Source organism: Actinomadura sp. 3N407, from assembly GCF_052245875.1.
Classification (GTDB): domain Bacteria; phylum Actinomycetota; class Actinomycetes; order Streptosporangiales; family Streptosporangiaceae; genus Spirillospora.
In genome coordinates this window covers 246,633-266,507 of sequence record NZ_JBQQBP010000009.1, presented here as the reverse complement: position 1 = coordinate 266,507, position 19,875 = coordinate 246,633, and the positions used below count along the sequence as shown (strand labels likewise).

22 protein-coding genes and 1 pseudogene are annotated in these 19,875 nt (G+C 72.0%); 12 read left to right on the top strand and 11 right to left on the bottom strand.

Features of this window, described 5'->3' with window-relative positions; genetic code table 11:
• The first annotated feature begins 88 nt into the window (after nt 1-88).
• Together ACTWPP_RS24040 and ACTWPP_RS24035 are read left to right on the top strand one after the other, a co-directional pair.
• Nucleotides 89-1,351, top strand: coding sequence for a pentapeptide repeat-containing protein (locus ACTWPP_RS24040; protein WP_443106588.1), 1,263 nt, complete (start codon nt 89-91; stop codon nt 1,349-1,351).
• A 63-nt stretch (nt 1,352-1,414) separates the two neighbouring features.
• The gene (locus tag ACTWPP_RS24035) at nt 1,415-1,726 is read left to right on the top strand and encodes a hypothetical protein (RefSeq protein ID WP_443106587.1); all 312 of its coding nucleotides are present in this window, start codon (nt 1,415-1,417) and stop codon (nt 1,724-1,726) included.
• A gap of 80 nt (nt 1,727-1,806) precedes the next feature.
• Here ACTWPP_RS24035 and ACTWPP_RS24030 read toward each other — a convergent pair whose 3' ends face one another.
• Entirely contained in the window at nt 1,807-2,145 is a 339-nt protein-coding gene (locus ACTWPP_RS24030; RefSeq protein WP_443106586.1) for a hypothetical protein, read from the bottom strand.
• 26 nt (nt 2,146-2,171) lie between these two features.
• The gene (locus tag ACTWPP_RS24025; RefSeq protein WP_443106585.1) at nt 2,172-2,297 is read right to left on the bottom strand and encodes a hypothetical protein; all 126 of its coding nucleotides are present in this window, start codon (nt 2,295-2,297) and stop codon (nt 2,172-2,174) included.
• A 187-nt stretch (nt 2,298-2,484) separates the two neighbouring features.
• Here ACTWPP_RS24025 and ACTWPP_RS24020 point away from each other — a divergent pair, with 187 nt between their 5' ends.
• On the top strand, nt 2,485-3,696 hold the full coding sequence (locus ACTWPP_RS24020) for an RNA-guided endonuclease InsQ/TnpB family protein (protein WP_443106584.1): 1,212 nt from the start codon (nt 2,485-2,487) through the stop codon (nt 3,694-3,696).
• Between the two features lie 27 nt (nt 3,697-3,723).
• On the opposite strand, the gene ACTWPP_RS24015 is transcribed toward ACTWPP_RS24020, so the two are convergent.
• Nucleotides 3,724-4,614 (bottom strand): alpha/beta fold hydrolase, encoded by an 891-nt coding sequence (locus ACTWPP_RS24015; RefSeq protein WP_443106583.1) that lies wholly within the window; start codon nt 4,612-4,614, stop codon nt 3,724-3,726.
• Nucleotides 4,615-4,699: 85 nt separating this feature from the next.
• Between ACTWPP_RS24015 and ACTWPP_RS24010 the strand changes: the two genes are divergently transcribed.
• The 4 genes from ACTWPP_RS24010 (at nt 4,700) to ACTWPP_RS23995 (ending at nt 8,863) form a co-directional block, all read left to right on the top strand.
• Nucleotides 4,700-5,257 (top strand): CGNR zinc finger domain-containing protein, encoded by a 558-nt coding sequence (locus ACTWPP_RS24010; RefSeq protein ID WP_443106582.1) that lies wholly within the window; start codon nt 4,700-4,702, stop codon nt 5,255-5,257.
• Nucleotides 5,258-5,396: 139 nt separating this feature from the next.
• Nucleotides 5,397-6,596 (top strand): PP2C family protein-serine/threonine phosphatase, encoded by a 1,200-nt coding sequence (locus ACTWPP_RS24005; RefSeq protein WP_443106581.1) that lies wholly within the window; start codon nt 5,397-5,399, stop codon nt 6,594-6,596.
• Nucleotides 6,596-8,362, top strand: coding sequence for a sensor histidine kinase (locus ACTWPP_RS24000; protein ID WP_443106580.1), 1,767 nt, complete (start codon nt 6,596-6,598; stop codon nt 8,360-8,362). The genes ACTWPP_RS24005 and ACTWPP_RS24000 overlap by 1 nt, the downstream gene beginning before the upstream one ends.
• A 63-nt stretch (nt 8,363-8,425) precedes the next feature.
• Nucleotides 8,426-8,863, top strand: coding sequence for a response regulator (locus tag ACTWPP_RS23995; RefSeq protein WP_443106579.1), 438 nt, complete (start codon nt 8,426-8,428; stop codon nt 8,861-8,863).
• Here the strand turns inward: ACTWPP_RS23995 and ACTWPP_RS23990 are convergent.
• A complete protein-coding gene (locus ACTWPP_RS23990; protein ID WP_443106578.1) occupies nt 8,847-10,052 on the bottom strand; it encodes a PP2C family protein-serine/threonine phosphatase in 1,206 nt (401 codons plus the stop codon). The two genes, ACTWPP_RS23995 and ACTWPP_RS23990, sit on opposite strands and share 17 nt — an antisense overlap.
• A gap of 100 nt (nt 10,053-10,152) precedes the next feature.
• Between ACTWPP_RS23990 and ACTWPP_RS23985 the strand changes: the two genes are divergently transcribed.
• The 3 genes from ACTWPP_RS23985 to ACTWPP_RS23975 all read left to right on the top strand — a co-directional run bounded on the left by ACTWPP_RS23985 (nt 10,153) and on the right by ACTWPP_RS23975 (nt 12,129).
• Nucleotides 10,153-10,626 carry a MarR family winged helix-turn-helix transcriptional regulator gene (locus ACTWPP_RS23985; RefSeq protein ID WP_443106577.1) on the top strand — a complete coding sequence of 158 codons (474 nt, stop codon included), beginning with the start codon at nt 10,153-10,155 and terminating at the stop codon, nt 10,624-10,626.
• Between the two features lie 150 nt (nt 10,627-10,776).
• Nucleotides 10,777-11,400 carry a L,D-transpeptidase gene (locus tag ACTWPP_RS23980; protein ID WP_443106576.1) on the top strand — a complete coding sequence of 208 codons (624 nt, stop codon included), beginning with the start codon at nt 10,777-10,779 and terminating at the stop codon, nt 11,398-11,400.
• Nucleotides 11,401-11,442: 42 nt separating this feature from the next.
• Nucleotides 11,443-12,129, top strand: a complete 687-nt coding sequence (locus ACTWPP_RS23975; protein WP_443106575.1) for a choice-of-anchor P family protein — start codon at nt 11,443-11,445, stop codon at nt 12,127-12,129.
• A gap of 54 nt (nt 12,130-12,183) precedes the next feature.
• Here the strand turns inward: ACTWPP_RS23975 and ACTWPP_RS23970 are convergent, their stop codons facing one another.
• Both ACTWPP_RS23970 and ACTWPP_RS23965 read right to left on the bottom strand, forming a co-directional pair.
• A complete protein-coding gene (locus ACTWPP_RS23970) occupies nt 12,184-12,618 on the bottom strand; it encodes an ATP-binding protein (RefSeq protein ID WP_443106574.1) in 435 nt (144 codons plus the stop codon).
• Nucleotides 12,619-12,929: 311 nt separating this feature from the next.
• Complete coding sequence (locus ACTWPP_RS23965; RefSeq protein WP_443106573.1) at nt 12,930-13,523, bottom strand: DUF6506 family protein; 594 nt, start codon at nt 13,521-13,523, stop codon at nt 12,930-12,932.
• Nucleotides 13,524-13,614: 91 nt separating this feature from the next.
• Between ACTWPP_RS23965 and ACTWPP_RS23960 the strand changes: the two genes are divergently transcribed.
• Together ACTWPP_RS23960 and sepF are read left to right on the top strand one after the other, a co-directional pair.
• The gene (locus ACTWPP_RS23960; RefSeq protein WP_443106572.1) at nt 13,615-16,566 is read left to right on the top strand and encodes a BTAD domain-containing putative transcriptional regulator; all 2,952 of its coding nucleotides are present in this window, start codon (nt 13,615-13,617) and stop codon (nt 16,564-16,566) included.
• Nucleotides 16,567-16,575: 9 nt separating this feature from the next.
• Entirely contained in the window at nt 16,576-16,740 is a 165-nt protein-coding gene (gene sepF / locus ACTWPP_RS23955; protein ID WP_443106571.1) for a cell division protein SepF, read from the top strand.
• Between the two features lie 16 nt (nt 16,741-16,756).
• Here sepF and ACTWPP_RS23950 read toward each other — a convergent pair.
• The 5 genes and pseudogenes from ACTWPP_RS23950 to ACTWPP_RS23930 form a co-directional block, all read right to left on the bottom strand.
• Nucleotides 16,757-17,481: pseudogene (locus ACTWPP_RS23950) on the bottom strand (SMP-30/gluconolactonase/LRE family protein).
• Nucleotides 17,460-17,675 carry a hypothetical protein gene (locus tag ACTWPP_RS23945; protein WP_443106570.1) on the bottom strand — a complete coding sequence of 72 codons (216 nt, stop codon included), beginning with the start codon at nt 17,673-17,675 and terminating at the stop codon, nt 17,460-17,462. Before ACTWPP_RS23945 ends, ACTWPP_RS23950 begins: the two are co-directional and overlap by 22 nt.
• A 103-nt stretch (nt 17,676-17,778) precedes the next feature.
• Nucleotides 17,779-18,933 (bottom strand): acyl-CoA dehydrogenase family protein, encoded by a 1,155-nt coding sequence (locus tag ACTWPP_RS23940; protein WP_443106569.1) that lies wholly within the window; start codon nt 18,931-18,933, stop codon nt 17,779-17,781.
• Nucleotides 18,933-19,100 (bottom strand): hypothetical protein, encoded by a 168-nt coding sequence (locus ACTWPP_RS23935; protein ID WP_443106568.1) that lies wholly within the window; start codon nt 19,098-19,100, stop codon nt 18,933-18,935. The genes ACTWPP_RS23940 and ACTWPP_RS23935 overlap by 1 nt, the downstream gene beginning before the upstream one ends.
• The gene (locus tag ACTWPP_RS23930) at nt 19,084-19,662 is read right to left on the bottom strand and encodes a VOC family protein (protein ID WP_443106567.1); all 579 of its coding nucleotides are present in this window, start codon (nt 19,660-19,662) and stop codon (nt 19,084-19,086) included. The genes ACTWPP_RS23935 and ACTWPP_RS23930 overlap by 17 nt, the downstream gene beginning before the upstream one ends.
• Nucleotides 19,663-19,875 lie beyond the last annotated feature (213 nt).

The window sequence follows — 19,875 nt, the reverse complement described above, 5'->3', positions numbered from 1 at the left end:
GTGTCCGCACAAGGTGGCCGCAGGGGAGTACCGACCTGTCGGTCAGGAGAGACTTACGGCGACCGCAGGCGTGGGTACAACGATGACCGTGACCCCTCAGGAACCGTCCCCCACCACGGTGGTCTGGCCGCGATGCTCAGCCGTCAAGGAATGTACGGGACGTGCCGTCGCGCCATCGGGCGGCTGCCCCGCTCACCTGGGTCCACGCGAGTTCGAACGATTCCTGGGTTCGCTCCGGCCCGGCACCGAGGTCGACCTGCGCGGCGTCACCATCCCCTCCTGGCTGCTGGAGGCCGTCCTGGACGCCGTCACCGGCCCCGACGGGCGACCCCACCTCGGACGTACGCGCTTCGACGGGGCGGTGCTGCCGTCCGACGCGGCGCTGCGGGCCTTCTGCGTCGAACAGGACAGCTCGTTCGACGGTGCGTGCTTCCTCGGGGCCGCGTCCTTCTACGGCGCGCGGTTCTTCGGCAACACCTCGTTCCGTGACGTGCGGTTCGGACGCGACGTCTCCTTCCACCAAGCGCGTTTCCACCAGCACACCTCGTTCGAGGAGGCCGTCTTCGCGGGGGACGCGCTGTTCGGCGACGCGAACTGGCACGTCGACGCCTCGTTCAGGCGCGCGGTGTTCATGGGCGCGGCCTGCTTCGACGGCGCCAGGTTCGGCCGGGACGCGGCGATGCAGGCGGCGCGGTTCGGCGGGGCCGCGTCGTTCGAACGCGTCCAGGTGACGCGGCACACCAGGTTCGAACGGGCGAGGTTCCGCCACGGGATGCGGCTCGGGCCGCTCGTGGCGGGCGGCAGGATCGTCCTCGCGGACGCCACCGTGCACGGCGGGCTGCGCGTCCACGCGGCGGCGCGGCAGGTCACGGCCCAGGGCGCGACCGTCCACGGGGAGGCCGACTTCCGGCTGCGCCACGCCGAGCTGGACTTGGCGGACGCCCTCTTCGCGGGGACGGCGTCCGTGCGTTCGCTGCACCACCCCATCCAGGGGCTCACCGAGCCGCTGTGGACGGGCCCGGCGGGCGTACGGATCACGTCCCTGCGAGAGACCGACGCGGAACTCCTGCAGCTCACCGACGTCGACCTCAGCGAATGCGACTTCCCGGTGCCGCGCCGGCCGGAGTCCCTGCGCATCACCGGCGACCGCCCGCCCGCGACCGCCTCCGGCGAGCCGGGCCGGCGCCGCGGCACCGGACGGACGGTACGCGTCGTGGCCTGGCTCGCGGTCATCGCGGCGCTGCTGTTCTGCGGCGCGTCATTCCTGCGCTACGACCACGGCCGAGACGACCGTCCCGACAACCACTCCGACAACACGCAGACCGCGCACACGGGCGGCCCGAACACATAACCGGGATCACGCCAAAAGGGCAGCGCCCTTGTTTTGTCAGACCCTTGCGTAATGATTCCAGTTATGAGCAGAGACACCCACCCGGGGGTGCAGTGCCCGCACTGCCAATCGCATCTCGCGCTCGTCCCCGTGCCTGGAAACTCCGCCCCGACCACAGTCCCCGTCCTGCCCGTCGTACCCCTCGTCCTGAAGGAGGAATGGCAGCCGCCGCCCGTCGCGGAGGTCCTCGCGGTTTACGCCGGCCGCGCCAAGGACACCGTGACCGCGGCGCGCGGCGCCGCCAAGGTCAGGGAAAGCCTCAACCGCGCCAGGGCGACCGCCGCGCAGCGCAGGGCCGCCCAGAAAACCGCCCGCCGGACCCCCAAAAGCGCCTGATCACATCCCGGCCACTAACGCTCCCGCGGCCACCCGAAAGGGACGGCACCGGGTGGGCGCCGTCCCTTCCCATAAACGGGTCAGCGTGGGGCCGAGTCCGTCCATTCCGCGCTGACCGCGGTCGTGGAGCCGAGTTTCCATCCGGCGGGCGTCTCCGCCCCGGCCGCGGGCTCGAGCATGATGATCTCGTCGGCCAGCGCCGTACCGGTGGACAGGTCGATGATCGTCTGATGCCGTATCACGCCGCCGGGCGTCTTCTCGTCGACGGCGATGGCGTTCCCCGTCCCGCCCAGCGGGTCCGTGACCTCGCCGATGGACTTCACCGACGGGAGCCCGGCCAGCATCCGGAACCCGGCCGCCCGCACCTCCGGACGCACCGGCATGACCATCACCAGGCCGCCGGCCACCGGTAGAGCCACGCGTCGCCGACCATCGGCCGGTCCGACTAGGTGTCGCGCCCCTCGTACCACCGCATCAGCCGGGCCTTGAGCCGCTCCGGGTCGGACGGCAGCGACCGCAGGTCCTCGACGGTCACGTTCCGGCCGAGCCAGAACACCTCGCCGCCGTCCACCGGCGGTGAACTCTTGATCTCGACCGGACCGGGCTCGACCTCCGCCGTGAGTGGCTTGGTGATCGTGCTGCCCGGGGAGATCGGGACCCGGACCTCGAATCAGCCGGGCGATACCGCGCGCCGCCATACCTCCCGCCGTCCGCCGCACCGGCCGGAACTTAACTGATCTTGTACCATCATGTGAGGCATGGCGCGCACCGTGAAGCGGGCGTTCAAGTACCGCTTCTATCCCACCGGCGAGCAGGCAGCGGAGCTGTCTCGCACGTTCGGCTGCACGCGCCTGGCGTACAACCGGGCGCTGGCCGAACGCACCCGCGCCTGGTACACCGAACAGCGCCGCATGTCGTATGTCGACACCTCGGCGGCGCTGACCCAATGGAAGAAGACCGACGACCTGGCGTTCCTGAACGAGGTGTCGTCGGTCCCGCTGCAGCAGGCGCTGCGGCACCTGCAGGCCGCGTTCGCGGCGTTCTTCGACAAACGCGCCCGGTATCCGCGTTTCAAGTCGCGCAAGAAGTCGCGCGCCTGTGCCGAGTACACCCGGTCGGCGTTCACCTGGCGCGACGGTGAGCTGTACTTGGCGAAGATGAGCGGCCCGCTGGACATCGTGTGGTCGCGGCCCCTGCCCGAGGCCGCGGAGCCGTCCACCGTGACGGTGTCGCGCGACAGCGCCGGCCGGTGGTTCGTGTCGATCCTGTGCACCGACACCATCGCCCGCCTGGACCCCGTCGACAAGGCCGTCGGCGTCGACGTCGGAGTCACCTCGCTGGTGACCCTGTCGGCCGGTGAGAAGGTCGCCAACCCCCGGCACGAGCGCCGCGACCGGGAACGCCTCGCCCGCGCGCAGAAGGAGCTGGCCCGCAAGACCAAGGGGTCGGCCAACCGGGACAAGGCCAAACGGAAGGTCGCCCGGATCCACGCCCGGATCACCGACCGGCGCCGGGACTTCCTGCACAAACTCTCGACTCGGCTCGTCCACGAGAACCAAGTGGTCGTGATCGAGGATCTCAACGTCGCGGGCATGGTCGCCAACCACAATCTCGCCCGGGCGATTTCGGACGCGGCGTGGCGGCAACTGCGGACGATGCTGGAGTACAAGACCGACTGGTACGGCCGCGAACTCGTGGTGATCGACCGGTGGTTCCCCTCCTCCAGGACCTGCTCGCAGTGCGGGACCCTCGCCGGGAAGATGCCCCTCAACGTGAGGGAATGGGAATGCGGCGGGTGCGATGCCCGGCACGACCGGGACGTCAACGCCGCACGCAACATTGTGGCCGCCGGGCTGGCGGTGTCGGCCTGTGGAGCCGGTGTAAGACCTCAACGGGAGTCCTCCCAGACGGGGCAGTCGGTGACGAAGCAGGAAAACCAACCGGCGACGGTTGGAATCCCTCGCCTTTAGGGCGGGGGAGGAGGTCAAGACATCTCCTCACCGGAGGAAGGGGAGGAAGTCCGCGATGAGGGGGGCGATCTCGGGGAGCCGGTCCTCCAGGGCGAAGTGGCCGGTGTCGAGGACGTGGAGGTCGGCGTCCGGGAGGTCGCGCAGGTAGGCGCGGGCGCCTGGTTCGGGGAAGAACATGTCGTTCCGTCCCCACACGATGAGGGTGGGCGGGGTGTGCTCGCGCAGCCACGCCTGCCATTCCGGATAGCGCTCGACGTTCGAGTGGTAGTCGAAGGCGAGGTCGATCTGGGGTCTGGTCCGGCCCGGCAGGTCGAGGAAGTGCTGGTCGAGCGTCCAGCCGTCGGGGGCGACGAGTTCGGGGTCGCTCGTCCCGCCCTCGTACTGGCCGCGCGTGGACGGCAGTGTGAGCAGGTCACGGACCGTCTTCTCCGCGCCCTCCATCTCCGGGCGCAACGCGATGAACTCGCGGGCGCCTTCCGAGAGCCCCTCCTCGTAGGCGTTGCCGTTCTGGACGACCAGGCCCGCGATCCACTCCGGGTGCCGCAGGGCCAGCCGGAATCCCACCGGAGCTCCGAAGTCGAAGACGTACATGGCGAAGCGGCCGAGCCCGAGCCGCTGGACGAACCCCTCCATGACGTCGGCGAGCCCGTCGAAGGTGTAGGCGAACGCCCCGCCGGTGGACGCCGGTTCCGGGACGTCGCTGTGCCCGAATCCGGGGTAGTCGGGGGCGATCAGCCGGTAGCGGGTCCCGAGCACGTCGATCAGGCGCCGGAACTGGTGCGAGGCGGACGGGAAGCCGTGCAGGAGGAGCAGCACGGGAGCGTTGGGGGCGTCGGGCAGCGACTCGCGGTAGAAGACGCGGATCCCGTTGACGTCGATGTGGCGGTGAGCGGTGCGGGCGAGGACGGGGAACGTCATGTCACATGCCTCCATGGCAAGAAGATGCATTAGTCCTAACCCGTGGACACCTAATGTGTCAACATGTCGAGATACCATTAGCATCATGAGTGACCCCGTGCCGCTGACCGGTGAGCCGCCCGCGCTGGACCTGGTCAACACCCGTCCGGCGGGCGCCGACCTGATCTCCGGCCCGGACGCGCTCGCCGCCTGGCTGGCCCTCCAGGGCGACCGGGTACCGCAGCCGGAACCCGGAACGCTCACCGAAGACGACGTCGCGGCCGTCCACGCCGTCCGCGACCATGCCGCCGCCGCGATCGACCACGCGCGCAGGGGCGAGCGGCCACCCGCGGCATCCCTCGACGGCCTCAACGACGCGCAGTGGCGGGCACCGGCGATCCAGCAGCTGACCTGGGGCGGGACGGCCGCCACCGCGACCGCCCACCGCAGGGGACCGTACGGGGTCCGCCTCGCCGCGCACCTCGCCGAGGCGGCGGCCGCGCTCCTCGCCGACCCCGCGATCGGCCGGGTCCGCGCATGCGAGGCCGCCGATTGCACGATGCTCTTCCTGCCCGCGCACCCCCGCCGCCGCTGGTGCTCGGCGGCCCGCTGCGGAAATCGCGCGCGCGTCGCCCGCTACTACGAACGACACAAGTACGGTTGACCAGACGAAGGCTCCGTTTCGGGCGATACGGCGGCACTGGGGCGCCTCGCATGGGCGGAATACCTCTAACATTTGCTCGACGGCAAGCAACTACCCGCCTGACATGCTCATGGTCGTGCCAGGCCAAAGGAGCTGATCCATGACCGCGATGCACAGTCGCGGCGCTGAGCGGCTCCTCGGCGTGGCCGGCTCCCCCCACCTGCTTCTCGTCGAGGACGACCCGGGCGACGCGTTCCTGTTCGAGGAGCTGCTCGCCGAAGCGCAGCCCGGTGTGCGGATCACCGTGGCCACCACGCTCAGCGAGGCCCTCGACGCGCTGCGGCCCGACATGCAGTGCGTCATCGTCGACCTGTCACTCCCGGACGCGCGGGGCCTCGACGCGCTGCGCCGGATGCGCGCCCACGCGCCGTCCATCGCCGTCCTCGTGCTGACCGGCCTCGACGACGCCCACGTCGGCGTCGAGGCCGTCGCCGCCGGCGCGCAGGACTACCTGGTCAAGCAGGATGTGGACGGCGCGCTGCTCACCCGGGCGATCAGCTACGCGATCGAGCGCAAACGCGCCGACGAGTCCGAGCGGCAGCTGGTGGAGGCGCGGGCGCTGAGCCGGGAGAACGCCCGGCTGGAACGCGGGCTGCTGCCCGTCCCGATCCTCAGGGACACGACCCTGCGCCACCACACCCGGTACCGGCCCGGACGCGACCGGGCGCTGCTCGGCGGCGACTTCCACGACACCGTGGAGACCGAGGACGGCTCCGTCCACGTGGTCATCGGCGACGTCAGCGGGCACGGCGCGGACGAGGCGTCCCTCGGGGTGCGGCTCCGCATGGCGTGGCGCACGCTCGTCCTCGCCGGGCACACCGGACCGCGGCTCCTCGACACGCTCGACGCCGTCCTGGAGCACGAGCGGTGGGGCGAGGAGATCTTCACCACCGTGTGCATGCTGACCATCGCGCCGGACCGGCGCAGCGCAAGGCTGTACCGGGCAGGGCATCCGCGCCCCCTGTTCTTCGGCCCCGGCGGCGTGAAGGCCATCGCGGACGAGCCGCGCGGCCCCGCGCTCGGGCTGATCCCCGGCGCGGACTGGCCCGCGATCGACCTCGAACTCGGCGACTCGTGGGGGCTGCTGCTCTACACCGACGGGCTGATCGAGGGATACGCCGGCGACGACGGCGAGCACCTCGACCTGTCCGGCCTGGTGGAGCTGGCGGAGACCGCGCACGGGGACGGCCGGCGCGGCGACGTGCTCGTCGACGGGCTCATCGCCGAAGCCGAGCGGCTGAACGGGGACGTCCTGTCCGACGATCTGGCCGTGCTCCTGCTGAGCCGGGGCGACGGCTGATGACCGCGGACCACCCCGGACAGGACGAGCCGCCCCCGGGCGGGTCTCCCGCCGGAGGGTCTCCCACGGCCGAGCCGCCCGCGGGCGGGTCTCTCACGGGCGGGTCACTCGCGGGCGGTGCCGAGCCGCCGCCGGTGGTGGCGACCGGGCGGAAACTGAGGATCTCCGGGCCGGCCGTCGTGCTGCCGGCGGAGGACCTCCCCGAGGCGCACGGGATGAGCCGCATCCGGCTCGTCCAGATCTACCGGCTGGGCTCGGTCGTCCTCGGGCTGCTGCTGCTCATCGTCTTCGTGCAGGCCGGGACGGCGCTGTACGAGGACGGCCGGGCGCGGGAAGTCCTCATCAACCAGGTCGACCCGGCGGCGCTGGAGCAGTTCCGGCTCTCGTCCGCGCTCACCACCCAGGACGCGGCCATCCGCGACTACGCCCTGGACGGCGGGCAGAGCCGTCTCACCGAATATCGGGAGGCGGTCGAGCAGGAGCGGGCGTCCGCCGACAGGATGCGCCGGCTTCTGGCCGGGGTACCGGGCAACGGGGACGTCCTCCGCCTCCTGGACAAGGCCGTCGCCGACTCACGGGCATGGCGGACCGCGTTCGCCGACCGCATCGCGGCCGGGCCGGGCGGCGAGGGCCTCGACCGTGCCGAGAGCCGGCAGGCGCGGCGGCTGCTCAACCAGGCGCGCGGCGACATGTCCCCGCTGCAGGCCGGGATCACGCGGCTGCACGACCGGGCCGCCGACACGCTGCGTTCCCGCGCGAGAACGATGGTGTGGTCGATCGGCGCCGCGCTGATCCTGGTCGTGGTGGCCGCGATCGCGCTCGCCGTGCTGATCCGCCGGACCGTGCTGACCCCGATGTCCTCGCTGACCGGACGGGTCCGCGCGGTGGCCCAGGGCGACTTCGCGCATCCGCTGGACGTCCCCGGCCCCGCGGAGATCAACGAGCTCGCGGTGATCATCGACGCGATGCGCGACCGGATCATCGACGAGTGGCGGGCCACCGTCGACAAGACCCGGCAGCTCGACGAGCAGACCGAGGAGCTGCGCCGCTCCAACGCCGAGCTGGAGCAGTTCGCCTACGTCGCGAGCCACGACCTGCAGGAGCCGCTGCGCAAGGTGGCGAGCTTCTGCCAGATGATCGAACGCCGGTACGGCGACCAGCTGGACGAGCGGGGGCGGCAGTACATCGCGTTCGCCGTCGACGGCGCGAAGCGCATGCAGGCGCTGATCAACGACCTGCTGACCTTCTCCCGGGTCGGCCGGCTGTCGCGTCCGGAGGAATCGGTCGATCTCAACGAGGTCGTCCAGCACGCCCTGGACAACATCGAGGCCCTGCGGGAGGAGACCGGCGCCGAGGTGGACATCGGGGACCTGCCGCAGGTGCCCGGCGACCGCACCCAGTTGACGCAGCTCTTCCAGAACCTCCTCGGCAACGCGATCAAGTTCCGCCGCGAGGGCGTACCTCCACGCGTCACCATCGACGTCCGGCGGGCCGGGGACGAGTGGGAGTTCCGCTGCGCCGACAACGGCATCGGCATCGAGCCGCGCTACGCCGACCGGATCTTCCTGATCTTCCAGCGGCTCCATCCGCGCGACGCCTACGCCGGCACCGGCATCGGCCTGGCCCTCTGCAAGAAGATCGTCGAGTTCCACGGCGGCCGGATCTGGCTCGGCAACGGCGACGCCGACGGCACCGTCTTCCACTGGACGCTGCCGGTCGACGGCGCACAGACGCCCGTGAATCCGGGCGCGGGCGCGTCCGGATGACGCGGCCGCACCCTGATCACCAAGACGGCGAGCCCGCCAGAGACACAGAGTGAGGACACGCATATGACCGAAGGCCCGCATCCCATCGAGGTCCTGCTCGTCGAGGACGATCCCGGCGACGTCCTGCTGACCGTCGAGGCGTTCGAGCACAACAAGGTCAACAACACCCTGCACGTCGTCAACGACGGCGAGCAGGCGATGGCGTTCCTGCGCCAGGAGGGCGAGTACGCGGACGTCCCGCGTCCCGACCTGGTGCTCCTCGACCTCAACCTGCCCCGCAAGGATGGCCGGGAAGTGCTCCAGGAGATCAAGAACGACGACAACCTGCGCCGCATCCCCGTCGTCGTGCTCACCACGTCCGAGGCCGACGAGGACATCCTGCGCAGCTACAACCTGCACGCCAACGCCTACGTCACCAAGCCGGTCGACTTCGACCAGTTCATCTCCGTCGTCCGCCGGATCGACGACTTCTTCGTGACGGTGGTCAGGCTTCCGCGCTGACCCGTGGGCCGGCGCCGTTGTCACGCCCGCCGTCACGTCCCGCCCAGTCGATGCAGACGATCACCGCGTCGTCGTCCGGTTCGGTCCCCTCGTGGTAGGCGACGAAGTGCCGGACCATGGTGCGGACGGCCTCCGGCGGCGCCTGCATCCGGGTCGCGCGCAGGGCCTGGATCAGCGCGGACTCCCCGTACGGCTCGCCCGCCGGTGACAGGGCGGTGTGCACCCCGTCGCTGACGATGACCAGCCGGTCGCCCGGCTCGGCGGTGAACTCCTCCGTCGCGTACCGGGTGTCGCCGAACATCCCGAGCGGCATCTGCGCCTCGAACCCGATGCCGCCGGTGGCGGTTCCCCGCATGCGGAGGATCCTCGGTGAGCCCGCGTCGACCACACTGACCCGCCCGGTGGCGAGCTCGAAGTCCAGCAGAAGCGTGTCCACGTGCCGTTCGCCCCGGTGCCGCGCGAACACCGTCTGGTCGGCGAGGGCGGCCTGCTCGGTGATGCCGGCCCCGGACCGCCGCGCGTTGCGCAGCGCGCTGATCGCGAGGTGGGTGAGCGCCGCCGCGTCCGTCCCCGACCCCATTCCGTTGCTGACCGTCAGCGTGAGCCGCTCCCCGGACGCGGCCCAGTCGAAGTTGTCGCCCCACACCGCGTACGCGGGTTCGAGCTGCCCCGCGAAGTGGAACTCGGCGGTGTCGCAGGACAGGGCGGGCAGCAGGTCCCACTGCATCTCGGCCGCCACCGTCAGCCGCGTCCGACGCCGCAGGCGCCGGAACAGGTCCGTGCCCTGGCTCGCGATCTTCATGGCGCGGGCGAGGACGGCGGCGAATCCCCCCAGCCAGGGCGGGCCGCCGTCCGGGAGGCGGGCGCTCAGCACGCCGAGACGCTCGCCCTGCACGGTCAGCGGCAGGTGGACGAGGCGGCCGCCGTCCTCGTCCGGCCGTTCTTGGACGGTCCGCTGTGCGGCGAACGCCTGCCCCGAGGCGGTGTTGTCGACCGGGACGTCCTCGCGCCCCGGGACGGTCGGGACGAGGAACTCCTGCCGGTAGTCGATGAGCAGGACCTCGGCGTCGACCCCGTTCGCGTAGCGTCCGATGAGCCCGTTCGCGACATCGATCAGCTCGTGCGGGGCGGCCGCCCAGATGGCCTGCTCGATCGCCCGGAACTCTTTCTCCGCGGATTCGTCATGCATCGGATTCCTCACCGGGGTAGGAGCGGGAGCCGCCAGGGAACCTGGACGGCCCGTGCCGCCCCGGATGCCGTGGGCGACGTCGTGTGTAACAGTGGAAGGCATGGTTGCCACGCCGGGTGAGGGAGCCGCGGAGTCCGCGGCCGCGCTCGACGACGCGGCCTCCACCCTGATGAACGTATGGTCGCGTGCTCACAGTGCCCCCGATGTGCCCGTTCCGTCGACGCAGTTGCGCGCGCTGTTCGTGGTGGAGCGCGGGCCGGTCAACGTCAGCCGGCTGGCGGAGGAGCTGGGCGCGCTGGTGTCCTCGGCGAGCCGGCTCTGCGACCGGCTGGAGGCGTCCGGGCTGCTGACCCGCGACCACGGCCGGGACCGCCGCGAGGTCACGGTGCGGCTGAGCGCCGACGGGCAGGCGCTGCTCGACCGGCTCCGGCTGCGGCGGCGCGAGGAGCTGGCCCGGGTGCTGGCCTCGATGCCGGCGCCCGCGCGGGCGGCGCTGCTGTGGGGGCTCGGCGAGTTCCATGAGGCGGCCTCCAAGCCGGACGCGGACGGCGGTTCCTTTTCCATGCCCGCCTGATCCGCCGCGAAGAACCGCTTTGCCGGATAAGCCGAGACTCGGTAAAACTACCAGAAAATCGGAGAATATCGCCATTTCCATGAGCGACTCCGTGTCAATTTTTCGCCATTCTCGCTGCGGGCGCCTTCCGCGCCGCTAATATCGCGGCTCATGGCGACCAAAAACGCCCCGCGGCATTCCCGCCGCGCCGCCACCGACGGCCTCGTCGTGCACCCGACCAGGCCGGTGCCGGTGCACGACGGTCCGGACGGACGCCGCGTCGCCACCCTGCCCGCCGAGCAGCTGGGCGGCCCGACCTGGGTCCCCGTGGTGGAGACCTCGGGCGGCTGGCGGCGGGTCCTGCTGCCGAGCCGCCCCAACCGGGCGAGCGGCTGGATCTCCGGCACGGGGCTGCGGACCGCGCACACGCCCTACTCCGTCCGCGTCGACCTCGCCGAGCGGCGGCTCACGCTGCTCGAATCCGCGCGGAAGGTCGGCCGGTGGGAGGTCGCGATCGGCGGCGCGAAGACCCCGACACCGTCCGGGCGGACGTTCCTCATGGCCACGCTCGCCCGCAAGAAGACGTCGCCGAGCCCGATCGTCCTGCCGCTCGGCACCCACTCGGCCACCCTCGACACCTTCGGCGGCGGTCCCGGCACCGTCGCCCTGCACGGCTGGCCCGACGCCTCCGTGTTCGGCAAGGCCGTCACGCACGGCTGCGTCCGGGTGCCGGGGGACGCCCTGAAAGCACTGTCACGGGTCCCGCTCGGATCCCTGGTGTTCATCAACGGCTGACCGCCGGGCACGCCCCAGATCTCAAGAAAACGGAGAACCATCATGCGCTACGACCATGCCGTCGGACGGCTCACCACCGCCGGACTGCTCGCCACCTGGATGCTGGCCCCCGGCCTAGTCGCCGCCGCGACCCCGGCCGTCGCCGCGACCCCGGCCGCCGCCCCGCACGGCGCCGAAGGCTCGGCGTACGGGCTGACGGTCACCGGTCCGGTCGCCGTCCCGCCGGTGCCCGCCGTCTCCTCGACCACGGGCAAGGTCAGCAAGAGCCTGCTGCGCGAGGACCACACCGATCTCGTCAAGGCGTCCGCGCTGGACGTCAGCGCCTCCGCCGCCCGCGCCCGCTCGACCGTCGCGCGGGTCGCCGTCCCGGCCGCGAAGCTCATGGCCAGTGCCGTCGCCGCGAAGTGCGACGGCGGCCGGGGCTCGGCCCACCTCGCCCGCGCCGTCGTCGCCGGCAAGCGCCTGGACGCCTCGCCGCCGCCCAACACCACCGTCCCCGTCGACATCGAGGGTCTCGGACGCGCCTCGCTGGTCCTCAACAAGCAGCAGCGCATGGCCGACGGCCGGCTCGCCGTCACCGCGATGGAACTCCGGCTGCCGCTGCCGGGCAAGCCCGCGACGGTGCGGCTCGCGTCGGCCACCTGCGGCAGGGCCTCCGGCCCTGCCAAGCCCCCGTCCGAGGCGCCCGCCCCGACCCCGGTCGAGCACGACCTTCCGGTCACCGGCTGACGATCGTCCTCGGTCGCGGCGGCCCGGCGGGTACCTCCCTCCGGGCCGTCGCGGTCAGCTCGCCAGCGACTTCTCGAAATGCACGATCGCGCCCTCCCGGTGGACGCGATCGGCGATGTGCAGTTCCTCCGTGAACGCCCGTATGAGCTGAAGTCCCCGTCCGTGCTCGGCCAGCGGCGCGGTCAGCGCGCTCTCCCACCCGCCGGCCCCCTCGGCATCGGCCACCGCGGCGCGGGCGCCGTCCGCCGCGCCCCCGTCGATGACCTCCACGACGCATCTCACCCCGTCCATCCGCGCCCGGACCTCGTATTCCATTCCGTTCGCGGCGTGCTGGATGACGTTCGCGCACGCCTCACCCAGAGCGAGCGCGATATCGGCACGGATCTCGGAGGCGACCCCGAGCCCGCGGAGAGAGGCATCGAGCGTGTGCCGCACCAGCGGAGCGCTCTCGGCGTTCCTCGGCAGGGTCATTTCGAGAACGACCTCCATGCCAATCGCCTCCGTTCCTCTAGCAGCCAGATTTCCCGCTGATCTTCAGAAGAAACTCAAGCCACCAGAAAAACGCGGGCGGCCGGGCGCATTTCCGGGAAACTTCCGCGCCCGCCCGGCCCTACTCGTCGGCGCGCCCGGCGAGCCGACGCGCCGCGGCGATCTGCTCCCCGTCCAGCCCCTGCTAGCCGCCGCGCCGGTGCTGCTCGGCCTGGTCGCCGATCCACCGGCCGTGCGCCTATCGTCAAGCCCTTTGACGTCAAGGCTCCTTGACGTTTCACCGGCGATGTCGGTGGCCGGTCGGGCGTTGGTCAGGCTCGGAAGTCCGCTGCGGCGTCCATGGACTCGATGCCGTAGACGACCGAGCCGACCGGGGTGCCGCCGGCGGCCGCGTGCACCCGTGCCACGGCGTCGGCGCCGAACCCGCCGAACAGTTCGATCAGGCCGGCCTTCTCTTGCGCGGCGACCCGTTCCGCGGCCTCGATGCCGGGCACCGCGACCGTGATGAACCGGGCGCCGCCGCCATGGTCGCGGACGATCCGGTCCCGGTCCGGATCGGCGCCCGGCACCAGCACCATGAACAGGTCCGACTGGATCTCCCCGGCCAGGTACGCCAGGTGGTAGCGGGAGATCGCGGCCAGTGACTCGCCGCCGTAGCCGATCGCCCCGACCGGGGCCCGATCGCCGACCTCCGCGATCACCTTCGCCGTGCCGACCGGCCCGAACCCGCCGCACAGCTCGATCAGCCCGGCCCCCTCGCCGACCAGTCCGGCGACCACCGGCCCCGCCTCCTCCTCGTCCGGGACGGCGACCAGCGTCACCCGGCGCCCACCGCCCTCGAACACGATCCGGTCCTTGTCCGGGTCGGCGCCCATCTGCGGGTAGATCACGACTGACTGGAACATGGCGCTCACTCCTTGGATCTGTTCTGCCGTACATCGGCGACGCTACGGGGAGCCGCTGATGATCGGCTGACGGTCCGCTTACCATCGTGGCGTGCGATTCGGGGTACTGGGTTCTCTCGCCGTGTGGACCGACACGGGGCAGGAGGTCGCCGTGCCCGGCGTCAAGGTGCGCGCTCTGCTGGCCGACCTGCTGGTCCATCACGGGCACGCCGTGCCGGCGGAGACCCTGATCGAGGACCTCTGGGAGGGCGCTCCACCCGCGCACGCGACTGGAGCGCTCCAGTCGAAGGTGGCGCAGCTGAGGCGCGCCCTGGAGCAGGCCGAGCCCGGTGCTCGCGCGCTGGTGGAGACCGCGCCGCACGGATATCGCCTGCGGGCCGAGCCGTCCCGCGTGGACGCGGCGAACTTCGGTGAACTGGCCGCACGCGCGCGTTACGAGGAGGCCCTCGCCCTGTGGCGCGGCCCCGCCTTCGCCGAGTACGCCGAGGCGCCGTTCGCCCGGGCCGCCGCGGAACGGCTGGAGGAACAGCGCGTCACCGCGTTCGAGGGTCTCGTCGAACAGCGCGTCGAACGCGGCGAGCACCGGGAGCTGGCCGTTGAACTCCCGGCGATGCTGGCCGCCCATCCGCTCCGCGAACGGCTGCACGCCGCCCGGATCCGCGCCCTCTACCTGGACGGGCGGCAGGCCGAGGCGCTGGCGGCCTACCGCGAGATCCGGGACAGGCTCGCCGAGGAGCTGGGCATGGACCCGGGTCCGGAGCTGGCCGCGCTCCACCAGGCCGTCCTCCGCCAGGACCCGGAGTTGGCCGGGCCGGCGGCGCCTCCCGCGTCCGGCCTTCCGGTCCCGCTCACCGCGCTCGTCGGGCGGGACGAGGCGGTCGCCGAGGTCGGGGCGCTGCTGCGCGGGCACCGGCTGGTCACGTTGACGGGCCCGGCCGGGGTGGGCAAGACCCGGCTGGCGCTGGAGGTCGCGGGCGCCGCCGAGGAGGGCGCGTGGCTGGTCGAGCTGGCCGACGCCGACGCCGCCGGGACGGGCGAGGACGCCACCGGCCTGGCCGACCGCGTCGCCGCGGCGCTCGGTGTCCGCGGTGAGCTGGTCCAGGCGCTGCGCACCCGCCGGCTGCTGCTGGTCCTGGACACCGTCGAGCACCTCACCGTCCCGGTGTCCAGGCTGGTCGTGGCGCTGCTCGGGGGCGCACCGGGGGTGCGGATCCTGGCCACCGGGCGGGAGCCGCTGGGGGTGCCGGGGGAACGGATGTGGCCGGTGCCCCCGCTGGACGGCGGCGAGGCGGTCCGGCTCTTCCGCGAGCGGGTGCGGGACGCCGTGCCCGGCTTCTCCGCCCACGACGAGGAGATCGCGGCGGTGTGCCTCAGGCTCGACCGGCTGCCGCTGGCGATCGAACTGGCCGCCGCGCGGGTCCGGACCCTCGGCCTGCGGGAGGTGGCGGCCCGGCTCGACGACCGCTTCCGCCTGCTGGGGTCGGGCACGCGCACGCTGAGGGCCGCCTTCGACTGGAGCTGGGACCTGCTGGACGGCCGCGAACGTGCCGTGCTGCGCCGGCTGTCGGTCTGCGCGGGCGGGTTCGACCTGGCTTCGGCGGAGGCGGTCGCCGCGGGCGCGGGGGTGGCGCCCGCGGAGGTCGCGGGGACGGTCGCCGCCCTGGCCGACCGCTCCCTCCTCACGGTCGACGGCGACTCCCTCTCGGCCGGCGGCGCCGGGCCGCGGCGGTTCGGGCTGCTGGAGAGCGTCGCCGCGTACGCGCGCGAGCGGCTGGCCGAGGCGGGCGAGACCACCGAGTACACCGGGCGCCACGCCCGCCACTTCGCGCGGCTCGCCGAGGAGGCCGACCGGCATCTGCGCGGCCCCGGGCAGCGGGAGTGGCTGCGCCGCCTCGACGCCGAGACCGCGAACCTGCGTGCCGCGCTCGACCGGGCGCTGGAGCAGGGCGACGCGGAATTCGCGCTGCGGCTGTGCGCGTCGCTCGGCTGGTACTGGTTCCTGCGCGGCCGGTACCGCGAGGCGCACCGCTCGTTCGGCCGTGCCCTCGACGCCGGAGATCCCGGTGGCGGGCCGCGAACCGGTGCCCTGGTGTGGCGCGCGGCCCTGGAGGCGTGGGAACGCATGCCGGTCGAACCGGTGGAGCCCCCCGGCGACCTGTCACCACGCGAGCTCTGGCTCCTGGGATTCGCCCGGGCCGACGGGGGCGACCTCCCGCGGGCCATCGGCCTCGTGGACGACGCCCTGGAGGACTTCCGGCGGCTCGGCGACCGCTGGGGCGCGGCGGCCGCGCTCACCGTGCTCGGCTGGGAGTCACTGCGGCTCGGAAAGCTGGAGCACGCGCGCCGCGCAGGAGAGGAAGGGGTGACGCTCTTCCGCGAGGTGGGCGACCGCTGGGGCGAGTCGCGCGTCCTCCAGCTCCTGGGCGTCCTCGCGGAGGTGGACGGCGACTACGACAGGGCGGAACGGCTTCACCGGGAGGGTCTGGCCTCGGCCGAGGAACTGCAGCTCTGGCCGCTCGTGGTGGAGGAGATCTCCCAGCTCGGCAGGATCGCCGCGCTGGCCAGGGACTTCGACCGGGCCGACGCACTGTACGAGCGCGCGCTGCGGGTGGCGCGCGAACGATCGTTTCATCACGGGGTCGTCCACGCGCGCGTGGGCCTGGGGGCCTCGGCGCGCAGGCGGGGCCGGCTCGACACCGCTGAGGAGCATCTGCGCGCCGCCGAGGACGCCCACCGCGCGGACGGCTACCGTTCCGGCCTGGCCTATGTGCTCGCGGAGCTGGGCTTCGTCGCGGAGCTGCGCGGTGACGCCGCCCTGGCCCGCGCCCGCCACGAGGAGAGCCTGGTCCTGGCCCGCGACGCGGACGACCCGCGGGCGGTGGCGCTGGCGTCCGAAGGGCTCGCCGGTGCGGCGTCCCTGGAAGGGGACGCCGGCGAGGCCGCACGCCTGCTCGGCGAGGCGTCCGCGATCAGGCCGCTGCCGCCCGCCGAGCGCTTCGACGTCGACAGGATCGCGGCGGCGATAGACCGGACCCGCTCTTGACCTCGGCCGGTGGACGGGCAGACCGGGGCGGTGGTCAAATCGCTGCGTCCCCAGAACTACAACGAGGTCCTGTACGTCGGGCACTTCTTCCGCAAGGGCGTGCCCGTCCTCATGGACCTGACCGACCTCCCGGACGCCGAGGCCAAGCAGCTCGTCGACTTCGCCACCGGATGAGTGGGTACGCGGGGCGTCAGGTGGTGTGGTTGAGGATGAGGCCCGGGTGGGGCCAGTTCTCGATTTTGAGGAGCTGGCCGGTGCTTGAAGCTGTGACGTAAGCGGTGCGCATGTCGTCGCCGCCCCAGGTGATGTTGGTGATGCCCGGGTCGTTGTCGACGTTGATGTCGACGAACTGGAGCAGGCGGCCCTTGGGGCTGACGACGGAGATGCCCGCGTGGATCATGGACGCGACGCAGACGTTGCCGTGGCCGTCCACGCCCAGGGAGTCGAAGTTGGTGTAGTCGGGCGCGGTGTAGAGGAAGTTGCCGCCGCCGGAGCCGCCGAGGGACCGGCCGCCCTCGATCCGGCCGGGTCCGGTGACGTCCCACCACCAGACGCGGGCCGTGTAGGTCTCGCTGACGTACAGGCGGTGCCGTCGGGAGACAGGCCGATGCCGTTCGGGCCCTCCATGCCGCCGGCGATCATCTCGATGGACGAGCCGTCCGCCTTGGCGTAGAAGAGGCGGCCCTTGTCGCCGGTCACGCCGTCGCTCTTGCCGTAGTCGGTGAGGTAGATGCCGCCGTGCGCGTCGACGACCAGGTCGTTCGGGCCGCGCAGGCCGTCGGTGTAGAGGGTCTCGACGGAGCCGTCCGTCAGGTCGACGGCCTGGATGCTGCCCGTGGTGTAGTCGTCGGGGATGCCGCCCGCGAAGGCGAGGCCGCCGACCTCGAATCGGTTCAGGCCGCCGGAGTTGGCGATGTAGACGCGGCCGTCCGGGCCGAGCGCCGAGCCGTTGGGCCGCCTCCGGTCTCGGCGGCGACGGACGTGCCGCCGTCCGGCCCGACCCGGGTGAGGGTGCCCCGGTGCAGCTCGACGACGAGGACGTCCCCGTCCGGGAGGACGGTCGGGCCCTCGGGGAACATCAGCCCGTCGGCCAGCTTCGTGATCTTCAACTTTCTTCCCTTTCGCGGACGGTGCGGGCCGGCGGCCGCCGTGCCGGTGGACCGAGGACGGCGGCCGCCCCGAGACCCGAGATGAGGGCCCTGCGGGTGAGCCTCATGTCATCTTGTGGAGGATCCGGCGGGCTGTGCTCTGGATGTGGACTTCGTCCGGGCCGTCGTAGAGGCGGGCTTCACGGGCGTGGCGGTACATGCGGGACAGCGGCGTGTCGTCGGTGAGGCCCATGGCGCCGTGGACCTGGATGGCGCGGTCGACGACGTTGTGCAGCATCCGGGCGCCGACGACCTTGATCGCTCCGATCTCGATGCGTGCTTGATCGCCCGCGTCGATCTGCTCCGCGGCCTGCAGGGTCAGCAGCCGGGACGCCTGGATCTCGGTGTAGGAGTCGAAGACGTGCTGCTGCATGAGCTGCTTGGCCCCCAGCGGCTCGCCGAAGGCGACGCGCGTGCCGAGGCGGGCGCACATGAGCTCGAAGGCGCGCTGGGCCTGGCCGAGCCACCGCATGCAGTGGAAGATCCGGCCGGGGCCGAGGCGGTCCTGGGCGATGACGAAGCCGTGGCCGCGCGGGCCGAGCAGGTTCTCGGCGGGGACGCGCACGTCGTCGTAGGCGACCTCGTAGTGCCCGCCGTTGATGCCGAGGACGGGCGTCTCCCGGACGATGCGGTAACCGGGCGTGTCCGTCGGGACGACGATCATGCTGAAGGAGCGGTGCGGGGCCGTCCCCTCGGGTTCGGTGCGGCACATGACGGTGGTGTAGGCGGCGTCCGCCGCGCCCGTCGTGAACCACTTGCGGCCGCTGATGACCCAGTGGTCGCCGTCCAGGACGGCCTTCGTCTGCAGCCGGGTCGGGTCGGAGCCGGCGAAGTCGGGCTCGGTCATCGCGAAGCTGGGCCACACCTCGCCCGCGACCATCGGGGCCAGGTAGCGCTCACGCCAGCTCGGGCTCGCGTACTTGTGCAGCATGAGCGAGTCCTGGAGGGTGAACGTGCCCAGGGCCAGCTGGCCCCACTCGGAACGTCCCTGCACCTCGTTGACGTACACGTAGTCGAGGAAGGGCAGGCCCCCGCCGCCGAGTTCGGCGGGGTGGCCGAGCGCCCAGAGGCCGGCGTCCTTGGCCTCCCGCTGCAGTCGCCGGAGTTCCTCCCGGTCGCCGGCGTTGAGGGCGGGTTCGGCGGGCTCGACGCGTTCGGTCATGAAAGCGTGGACGGCGTCGCGGACGTCGCGGACCCGGTCCGGCACGGGGAACGGCATCAGCGGTCCCCGGTCAGGTCGGCGGAGATGTCGCGGTCGCCGTAGCCCTCGGGCGCCGCGACCTCGACGATGGGCTCGGGGCGGTCGGGGGCGAACAGGTGGTCGTAGAAGAAGAGGATCTGCTCGTCGGTGACCTCGGCGCGGGGTACCTCACGCAGTCGCGGCATGCTTCTCCCTGGTGGTGCGGTCGGCGGCGGTCTTTGGCTCGTGGGACACGTCGGAGTCACCGAACGTGCGCGTCCAGCAGGCGAATTCGAGGAGGATCCCGTCCGGGTCCTGGAAGTAGAACGACCGGACGAACACGCCCTCGTTCACGTCGCGGGAGACGCCGAACTCGCTGTCGTCGTGGTTGAGGATCGGGCTGACCTCGACGCCCTTGTCCTTCAGCCGGCGGCGGTAGTCCTCGAACCTGTCGGTGGGGACGTGGAAGGCGACGTGGTTCATCGACCCGACCGCGCTGATCAGTTCGCCCTCCTCGGGGCGGCCCTTCGGCGCGGAGATCCCGGGGACGCCGTCCGGCGCGTCCGGGAACCAGAAGAACGCCACGCAGTCGCCGCCGCCGCAGTCGAAGAAGAAGTGCTGGCCCATGCCGCCCGGCAGGTCGAGGGTCTTGATGAGCGGCATTCCGAGGACGCCGGAGTAGAAGTCGATGGTGCGTTTCATGTCGGACGACACCAGCGCCAGATGGTTGATGCCACCGAGTTCGAACTCGGTGTTCCCGCCGGTCATGAGGCCTCCTTGGACATCTTGCGAAGATCGCGTTTCAGGACCTTGCCCGCGACGCTGCGCGGGAGCGCCGGGGATGCTTGCGCGCCGCGTACTCGACGATGTCGCTGATCAACATGGCCGCACCGGCATCGCGCTCCTCAGAATTGACTTGACAGTCATATCAACTTACCCGGATGCTTGGATACTCTGCCTGCGGACATCGGATTGTCAACC